Genomic DNA, 9,136 nt, shown 5'->3' on the forward strand with positions numbered 1-9,136 from the left:
ATCATGGACATCGAGACCTATGTGAAGACGTACTGGGGCGACGATGGCCGGCCGGTGGGTCGCCGGCCCAAGGTCCCGCGCGCGGCGGAGCGCGATATCCTCGATCACGGGCCACCCGAGGTGGCCGAGCTCATCCGCCAGTGGGATGCCACCGAGGTCGACGACCTGACCCGGGAACTCTTCAATCAACGCAAGCGCGTCGCCGATGGCGAGCGGGCCCTGCAGTCCAAGGCCACGAAGAAGGCCGCTGAGGACGTGCGGATCGGCACGAACAAGGTGAAGGCGGCCCGGCGCCGGCTGGACGCGATCGCCGGGAAGGCGTCGGAGCAGGACCACCGGATCTACCCCGGGGTCTACTGCCCGGTGCTGGTGATCGAGGACGGGAAGCGCCAGGTGAAGCTGATGCGCTATCAGTGCCGGCCGGCGGGCAAGCCCTCTGTCTACGACCGGAAGTACCCGGGCACCTACAACGCCAGGCGGGACAACCTGGAGGGCTTCTGGAAGGGCCAGTTCGGCTACAGCCACGGGATCATGGTCGCCGACCGGTTCTACGAGAACGTCGAGGGACCGGACGGCGCCAACCAGGTCCTCGAGTTCGAGCCACGCACCGGTGAGCCGATGCTGGTGGCCTGCCTCTGGTCCCACTGGACCGACCCCACGGGCAAGGAACCGGACCTGCTGTCGTTCGCGGCCATCACAGACGAACCAGAGCCCGAGGTCGCCGCGACCGGCCACGACCGCACCATCATCAACATCAAGCCCGAGCACCTGGACGCCTGGCTGCAGCCCGACCCGGGCGATCTCGCCGCGCTATACGCGATCTTCGACGACAAGCGGCATCCCTTCTACGAGCATCGCCTGGCTGCGTGAGGCGCGCCATATGAAGGCTCAGCAGGCGAGATCAAAGGGGAGATTTAATTACCTCCGTCCCCTTTGATTCTCCGCGTTGCCCTGGTGCCTCTTCACCCCTCGTCCTGCAACCTCGAAAGCACCGCACCCAGGAAGCGCTTGATTATGAGCGCGCCGCCGACAAAAAACAGAAACCCCAGAAATGGATTCAACCAATCAAGGTTCAGCGTCTGTAGGCGGTTGCGCGCAATCGCACACACAACAAACAAAAGCAACAACCATGGAAGTGCCTTTGCGGCCCCAATCACGATCTCCTTGTTGCTCACCCGCTCAGCCATGGCACTCCCCAGCGCTTGGACCACCCAGATTCCCCAGTTCTCGTAGGGTGCAATAACCAAAGGGCATTGCACCAGCCCCCAGCGTCAAGGAGGACGCGACATGCCGAAATACCGACGCGCATGGCACCCGGGCGGCACCTGGTTCTTCACCGTCAACCTGCTGGAGCGACGCGGCAATGACCTGCTGGTGCGGGAAATCCAACTGCTCCGGCGGGTCGTGGAGGAGGTACGAGACCGGCATCCGTTCCGCATCCACGCTTGGGCGGTCTTGCCCGACCACCTGCATTGCGTTATTGAGCTGCCGCAGGGAGACGCGGACTTCGCCACGCGGTGGCGTTTGATCAAGGGTAGCTTCTCCAAGGGCGTCCCGAAGACCGAGCGACGGTCCGCCGTGCGTTGCAAGCGCGGTGAACGCGGCATCTGGCAGCGACGCTATTGGGAGCACCTGATCCGCGACGACGCCGACTACCGCGCCCACATGGATTACGTGCATATCAACCCGGTCAAGCATCGCCTGGTGACGCGGGTCATTGACTGGCCACATTCCACCTTCCACCGATGCGTCGCGGCTGGGATGTATCCCGTCGATTGGGGTGGCGAGGTGAAATCGAGCACCCTCCCCTACGACGATTGAACGGCGTTGGTCGGGCGCATTAGCCGAAGGCGTATGCGCCGGATGGACGCGGCTTCGGATACCTCGTTCGGCGCATTGCCCGTTGGTTAATGCGCCCTACGGGCCCTCTGACCCCTGTTTCGCGGGCATCCCCTTCGCCGGCTTCAACCAAGACTTCATGTGATGCACAATTTCTGAGATCTGCACGTCTTCAATCGATTTATGGCCATCTTTCTCGACGACCTCATCGTACAGAAATGCATTGAAGTCATTGAACTTATCCCAGACCCTAGCCCCGCTATCGGCCCGACCTAGCTCCTCAGTAACCAACCAGTCGCGAACCGAAATGATAGCCTTATCCACTTTGCCATTGTGAGCTTTGATGTCAGATCCCGACAAATCGGATATTGATTTCTGAAATCTATATCGTTCTTTCTCTAGAATAAGAATCTTCTTACCCGCCCACTTTCCACCGCCAAAATTCCTACATCCGTAATCGATTCCGAGTTCGAAGGGCATATTCATCCGATAAATTTCATCTTTCTCACTAGCGACAATTCTCGACAAATCATGAATCCCTAACCTAGACTCCTTTATTAAATTCAAAATTTTTTGAATCCGCGAATCTGCAGAGTCAGACTTCTCTAGCGAAAGTCGAGGGATATAACCTAAATAAATGATTGTAAAAACGATCCCCAGCAATATCTGACGAAAATCTTCATCAAACGGGCAATTTACAAATACATTCCTATCGAAGCTCACAGGTGCGGCCTATCTCTTGTCCTTAGGAGGGAGAGGATCCTTACCGTAGCTATCCTTCTCTCGAATTCGGCCATCTCTACCATGAACATAGAATTCGGCCTTCTGACTCTTAGCTATGTCACGGCCATGCTTGATTGCCGCTTCCTGCGTTCTGTGCACCTTCGTTGCCTTTGTCGAGCCGCCCTTCTTAACGGCCCAACCCCCTGATGGGTTTTTCACAACATGTTGTGTCTTCTTGACCATAACCTTACCTCTTGGACATCAAAGATGCGTTTTAGCCGCGGCGGAGTCAGCTTGCATTGAGATTAAAGGGACCGGATCAAAAGGGGACTGAGGTAGGAGGCAATTTAATATACTTAAATAGCTCCGCCGCCTTTGATCTGGTCAGGCTTGCATCCTGAGTAACCGACTGTGGAAGCCGGAGCAGTCCACTCCGCCCCCTTCTACCTGGATGCTCCCGTTAGCAGCAAAAATCTCAGTCAGCCTGAAGAATTTCGAGCGACATAGTCGGACCACGACGCAGAATGCTCAACAAAGCATGAGAGCTATCCCCAACCTTTGGAGCGTCATTCGACCCAGTGGTGCGAAGTACCAGTTTTCCACCGATCAGGTCCAGCGCCTTCAACTTGGAGCGCAATCGTGCGCCGGAAAACTGACTCAGGTCGAGCGCGTAAACCTCATACCGACGACCAGCTTGACGCTCATCCGATAAGCTAGAGCTGATCAGATGAACCAACCTGAGATCCATCAGACTCTGCAGCACCGCATACAAGCGTGGATTTTGTTCCTTATCCGCAAAGTCAACCTTGAAGTACGTCGCCCGCTCTCGCTGCAACAAGAAGTCTCTAAGAGAAGCCAATGATTGAAGGACGATCTTCGCGTGACTCTTACCAGAGGATGCAGCATCCTCCTCAAGCTCCGTAAGCTTCACTTGCGACACTCTGCCAGCGGCCTCATTTACGTCCTGCACGCCGGCTTGACGAGCCTTTGCTCTTTCACGGGCGACTTGAAGCGTGGTAGCACATAAAATCAAGAAGTCACGAGGCACACCGCCTGACGCAATTACCAACCGATCGGCAGCTGACCCTGAGAATGCGGCCTTTGTATTCTTGAGGTGCACTTCAGTAGCGTATGTCTGAAGAATATCCACCAAGAATTCCTTCGCTTTCGAAGGGTTCTCTAGAGTCACATCCAAGTCAATAATTGCGGCATCGTGGGTCGTCTGAAGTCCGACCGGGGGGTTATCAGTGAACCAACGGCTTTGATGCTTGATCCCAGACGCCTTGATGTATGAGTTATTGTCACGGGTCACGCCATGCAGCAGATCCAAGAACCTAGCTTGCTCGTCGATTCTCAGATAGTGAAAGTCGTCCACGAATAGATAGAGCGCGCGCTGCGATTCGGCATTCAAGAGCCCGACGAAAGCTTGGATCGCCGGAACAAGATTCCCGACCCGCTCTGGCTTGACCTTATCCAGGTCCAACAACTTCTCCGCACGGCTACGAATGTCACGAGCGAGTTCAATGGACTTTGGCAAAGACTTGTAATTGCTAAAAACAGTGGCCGGCAAGTCTGATAGCCTCGAGGCAACGTGCAGAAACGCCATGTCGGCTGAAACTTGCCTTAGGGCTTGAAGGTTAACCCAAAAAGTAGCGTCTCCCCGCTTCTCAACATGTGATTTTGCTTCCAACATTAAAGCGGTCTTGCCGACACCGCGCCTTCCAAAAATGAGATTGTGACGCCTCGCGGTGCACACATTAAGCCGAGACGTCACGTCCTGAACATATCGCAAGCTAGGCTGATGTTCAGAAGTTCGAGATCGCGAATTTAATAGTTCGATCAGATCGGTGATTCGTGGATCAGCCAGAGATTCAACTTTTGCTGCCAGCGCCCTTTCTTCTGAAACAGAACCTTTCCTTACAGTAACGAACGCCCCATCGAGGCGATCTGAAATTTCGGCAGCAACACTCACCGCGCACTGAAAGTCGTCTGCAACAACCTCGCAGATGAATATCGTCTCTCCAGGAAAGCTCCTAACAGAAACGGAAAGCGGCTCTATTCCACGCTCCTTAAAGCACTGAGTGACAAACTCAGAATCGACACCTGCGGTTTCGTAGCTCATATTGTCACCCCCTTGCTTTGCAGGTATGCCATGATCACATCTGACAACTCCGATGCGTCACTGAGGACTCGTAACGCGGCCGCCTTATAGGATGCATCTCGAAGCGGGAATGGATCATAGTCCGCCCTGTTCCTATCCAGCCTGGCATTACCAAACCTATTTATCCAATCAGCGCGATCTGGGAAATCATCGGGGAGATTCCTCGCAACCGTCGAATGTGACTCGTGATCGTCACCTCCATGCCTCAAGTACACGAGCGCTCTAACAGCGTGATACATAGCGTAGTAACCACGCCCAATAACGATTCTGTAGCATGGTTTTGCCCGAGAAGCCTCCCTTCGAGCATCCTTAAGGAAAGAAGCCGCCAAACGCACACGGAACTCATAGGCCTTCTTGGCCAAACTTCCGATTGTCTCACCTGCCCTAAGCTCAATCGAAACGCCCCGCTTCCATTTGTTGAGATCTTCCTTCTTCGCCTTTGCGACTTCGAGGTAGATTCTTTGTTTGGCCTGAATCGCGTTTGGCATCTCCCTCCCCCCCAAAGGAATCGACCAACCCACTGGTCGGCAACTGAGTCGGCTCCAAGGATAAAGGAAAACTTGTCCGACACCAGGAAACACAAACTTGAAGATCAGTTCAACTGATCTTTACATATTCCGCCTGTACTCCCCACCCACGTCATACAGCGCATGGCTGATCTGCCCCAGGCTGTGGGTCTTGACGGCTTCGATCAGGGATTCAAACACATTCCGGCGCTCGCGGGCGGTGGCTTGCAGGAACTTCAGGCCGTCGTCGGCCAGGCCATTGCGGTTGCTCTGGTAGCCCGCGACGTTGTCGATCTGCTGGCCCTTCTCCCCTTCGGTCGAGCGGATCAGTTCGATCTCGGTGACGATGTCGCCGCCGTGGTCCTTGGGCAGGAAGGTGTTGACGCCGACCAGGGGCAGGCTGCCGTCGTGCTTCTTGTGCTCGTAGTAGAGGCTTTCTTCCTGGATCTTGCCGCGCTGGTACATGGTGTCCATGGCGCCGAGGACGCCGCCGCGCTCGCTGATGGCCTCGAACTCCTTGTAGACGGCCTCTTCGACGATGTCGGTGAGCTTGTCGACGATGAAGCTGCCCTGCCAGGGGTTCTCGCAGAAGTTCAGCCCCAGCTCCTTGTTGATGATCATCTGGATGGCCACGGCGCGGCGCACGGATTCCTCGGTGGGCGTGGTGATGGCCTCGTCGTAGGCGTTGGTGTGCAGGCTGTTGCAGTTGTCGAACAGCGCGTACAGGGCCTGCAGGGTGGTGCGGATGTCGTTGAACTGGATCTCCTGCGCGTGCAGGGAGCGGCCGCTGGTCTGGATGTGGTACTTCATCATCTGGCTGCGGGCGCTGGCGCCGTAGCGCTCGCGCATGGCGCGGGCCCAGATGCGGCGGGCGACGCGGCCGATGACGGTGTACTCCGGGTCCATGCCGTTGGAGAAGAAGAACGACAGGTTGGGCGCGAAGTCGTCGATCTTCATCCCGCGCGCGAGGTAGTACTCGACGATGGTGAAGCCGTTGCTCAGGGTGAAGGCGAGCTGGCTGATCGGGTTCGCCCCGGCCTCGGCGATGTGGTAGCCGGAGATCGACACCGAGTAGAAGTTGCGCACGCCCTTGTCGACGAAGTACTGCTGGATGTCGCCCATCATGCGCAGGGCGAACTCGGTGCTGAAGATGCAGGTGTTCTGGGCCTGGTCTTCCTTGAGGATGTCGGCCTGGACGGTGCCGCGCACGGTCTTGAGGGTCTCGGCCTTGATGCGGGCGTAGGTCTCGGCATCGACGACCTGGTCGCCGGTGACGCCGAGCAGGCCCAGGCCGAGGCCGTCGTTGGTGTCGGGCAGGCTGCCGGAGTACTCGGGGCGCTTCTTGCCTTCGAACAGCTTCTCGATGGTGTCGTGGGCGGCGTCCCAGCGCGCCTGGTCCTCGCGCAGGTACTTCTCGACCTGCTGGTCGATGGCGGTGTTCATGAACATCGCCAGGATCATCGGCGCGGGGCCGTTGATGGTCATCGACACGCTGGTGGTCGGCGCGCACAGGTCGAAGCCGGAGTACAGCTTCTTCATGTCGTCGAGCGTGGCGATGTTGACGCCGGAGTTGCCGATCTTGCCGTAGATGTCCGGGCGCGGGGCCGGGTCCTCGCCGTAGAGGGTGACCGAGTCGAACGCGGTGGACAGGCGCGCGGCCGGCTGGCCGACGCTGAGGTAGTGGAAGCGGCGGTTGGTGCGCTCGGGGGTGCCCTCGCCCGCGAACATGCGAATGGGGTCCTCGCCGGTGCGGCGGTAGGGGTAGACGCCGCCGGTGTACGGATAGGCGCCCGGCAGGTTTTCCTTCTGCAGGAAGGTCAGCAGCTCGCCCCAGGCCTTGTAGGTCGGCGCGGCGATCTTGGGCACCATCTGGTGGCTGAGCGACTCGCGGTAGTTCTCGACGCGGATGGTCTTGTCGCGGACCTTGTACTCGTTGACCTCGTCGGTGATCGACTTCAGGCGCGCCGGCCACTCGCGCAGCAGCTTCAACGCCTCGGACGACAGCGACTGCACGGCGTCGTTGTAGCGCTGGCGCAGGGTCAAAAGGGTGGCGTCGCCGCCCTCGGTGAGGTCTTCGGCATCGAACAGGTCCAGCGCCTTCGGCAGCTTGGCGTCTTCCAGCGCTTCCAGCGCCTGCCAGCAGGCCTGGGCGCGGTCGGCGATTTCGGCGGCGGTCTCGATCTGGCGGTTGATGGCGCGGCCCTGCTCGGCGATCTCGGCCAGGTAGCGCACGCGGCTACCCGGGATCAGCACGGTGGCCCGCGGCTCCTTGAGCGAGGTGTCGATGTCCGGGGTGAAGTCGCAGTGGGGGGAGAAAATGGGGTCAGAGTCATTTTTCGAACCCGTACCTCCACCCTGGCGCTCGGCCTCGTCCGAAAAATGACTCTGACCCCATTTTTCCTTCATCAATCGACACAGGCTGGCGAACATCCAGCTGACGCCGGGGTCGTTGAACTGGCTGGCGATGGTCGGGTAGACCGGTACGTCCTCGTCCTTCATGTCGAAGGCGACGCGGTTGCGCTTCCACTGCTTGCGGACGTCGCGCAGGGCGTCCTCGGCGCCGCGCTTGTCGAACTTGTTGAGCACGACCAGCTCGGCGAAATCGAGCATGTCGATCTTCTCCAACTGGCTGGGCGCGCCGAAGTCGCTGGTCATGACGTACATGGGGAAGTCGACCAGGTCGACGATCTCCGAGTCGCTCTGGCCGATGCCGGCGGTCTCGACGATCACCAGGTCGTAGCCCAGGCCCTTGAGGAAGGCGATGGAGTCCTTGAGCACGACGTTGGTCGCCGCGTGCTGGCGGCGCGTGGCCATGGAGCGCATGTACACGCGCGGGGAACGCAGCGAGTTCATGCGGATGCGGTCGCCCAGCAGCGCGCCACCGGTGCGGCGGCGGGTCGGGTCGACCGAGATCACCGCGATGCGCATCTCCGGGAAGCTGGCCAGGAAGCGGTTGAGCAGCTCGTCGGTCACCGAGGACTTGCCGGCGCCGCCGGTGCCGGTGATGCCGATCACGGGCGTGGCGCCCGTGCGTGATGGGTGATTCGTGATTTGTGTTTCGGAGCGATGGGGATTCGCCCAGGCCTTGCGCATCATCGCAAGCTCGGACTCGCTGAAAGCGCCATCCTCGATGGCACTCAGCATCCGGCCAATGCCGATTTCGTCGTCGATGGCGGGCATCTCCCGCTCTTTCGAATCACCCATAACCCATGACGAATCCCGGCCCTCACTCGCCCTGCGCACCACGTCCTCGATCATCGCCAGCAGGCCCATGTGCATGCCGTCGTTGGGGTGGTAGATGCGTTCGACGCCGTAGGCCTGCAGCTCCTTGATCTCCTCGGGGGTGATGGTGCCGCCACCGCCGCCGAAGACCTTGATGTGGCCGGCGCCGCGTTCCTTCAGCATGTCGACCATGTACTTGAAGTACTCGACGTGGCCGCCCTGGTAGGACGACAGCGCGATGCCGTCGGCGTCTTCCTGCAGCGCGGCGCGGACCACGTCCTCGACCGAGCGGTTGTGGCCGAGGTGGATGACCTCGGCGCCCTGCCCCTGGATCAGCCGGCGCATGATGTTGATCGCGGCGTCGTGGCCGTCGAACAGGCTGGCGGCGGTGACGAAGCGCAGCGGCGTGGTGCTCGGGTCGATGTCCGGGCTGTCGGCCTGGGGGAGTTGGCTGGCGGGCGTGCTCATGGGGCGACTCAATGCGTTCGGGTCAATTGCACGATTGTAGCGTGTCGCCCCATGCCCCTCCCCGTCCGAAGGCGTATGGCGCTCGCCGCCACGGACGCGCCCGGGCTGCGCGGCGCGCGGCATCGCGGGTAGGCTGTGGGCCATGGACACGCCCCCGGCCAACGACACCCGCGCCCGCGCCGACGCGCTTCACCGCGAGGCCACCGCCTGCGTGGCG

The 9,136-nt window shown here is 59.6% G+C and carries 8 protein-coding genes; 2 read left to right on the forward strand and 6 right to left on the reverse strand.

Annotation, left to right across the window (positions count from 1 at the left end; translation table 11 throughout):
- Nucleotides 1–870, forward strand: an 870-nt coding sequence (locus FKV25_RS06560) for an SOS response-associated peptidase family protein (RefSeq protein ID WP_141517991.1), incomplete at its 5' end; no start/stop codon positions are given.
- Nucleotides 871–962: 92 nt separating this feature from the next.
- Here the strand turns inward: FKV25_RS06560 and FKV25_RS06565 are convergent.
- Complete coding sequence (locus FKV25_RS06565) at nt 963–1,175, reverse strand: hypothetical protein (RefSeq protein WP_141517992.1); 213 nt, start codon at nt 1,173–1,175, stop codon at nt 963–965.
- A gap of 112 nt (nt 1,176–1,287) precedes the next feature.
- Here FKV25_RS06565 and FKV25_RS06570 point away from each other — a divergent pair, with 112 nt between their 5' ends.
- A complete protein-coding gene (locus FKV25_RS06570; RefSeq protein WP_141517993.1) occupies nt 1,288–1,821 on the forward strand; it encodes an REP-associated tyrosine transposase in 534 nt (177 codons plus the stop codon).
- A 96-nt stretch (nt 1,822–1,917) separates the two neighbouring features.
- Here FKV25_RS06570 and FKV25_RS06575 read toward each other — a convergent pair whose 3' ends face one another.
- The 5 genes from FKV25_RS06575 to FKV25_RS06595 all read right to left on the reverse strand — a co-directional run bounded on the left by FKV25_RS06575 (nt 1,918) and on the right by FKV25_RS06595 (nt 8,919).
- Complete coding sequence (locus FKV25_RS06575; protein ID WP_141517994.1) at nt 1,918–2,562, reverse strand: hypothetical protein; 645 nt, start codon at nt 2,560–2,562, stop codon at nt 1,918–1,920.
- Between the two features lie 9 nt (nt 2,563–2,571).
- On the reverse strand, nt 2,572–2,805 hold the full coding sequence (locus FKV25_RS06580) for a DUF2188 domain-containing protein (protein WP_141517995.1): 234 nt from the start codon (nt 2,803–2,805) through the stop codon (nt 2,572–2,574).
- A gap of 232 nt (nt 2,806–3,037) precedes the next feature.
- Nucleotides 3,038–4,684, reverse strand: a complete 1,647-nt coding sequence (locus tag FKV25_RS06585; protein ID WP_141517996.1) for an ATP-binding protein — start codon at nt 4,682–4,684, stop codon at nt 3,038–3,040.
- Nucleotides 4,681–5,211, reverse strand: a complete 531-nt coding sequence (locus FKV25_RS06590) for a HEPN domain-containing protein (RefSeq protein ID WP_141517997.1) — start codon at nt 5,209–5,211, stop codon at nt 4,681–4,683. Before FKV25_RS06590 ends, FKV25_RS06585 begins: the two co-directional genes overlap by 4 nt.
- A gap of 120 nt (nt 5,212–5,331) precedes the next feature.
- Entirely contained in the window at nt 5,332–8,919 is a 3,588-nt protein-coding gene (locus FKV25_RS06595; RefSeq protein WP_141517998.1) for a methylmalonyl-CoA mutase family protein, read from the reverse strand.
- Nucleotides 8,920–9,136 lie beyond the last annotated feature (217 nt).

It is taken from the genome of Marilutibacter aestuarii, from assembly GCF_006546775.1.
In the GTDB taxonomy this organism is placed as follows: domain Bacteria; phylum Pseudomonadota; class Gammaproteobacteria; order Xanthomonadales; family Xanthomonadaceae; genus Marilutibacter; species Marilutibacter aestuarii.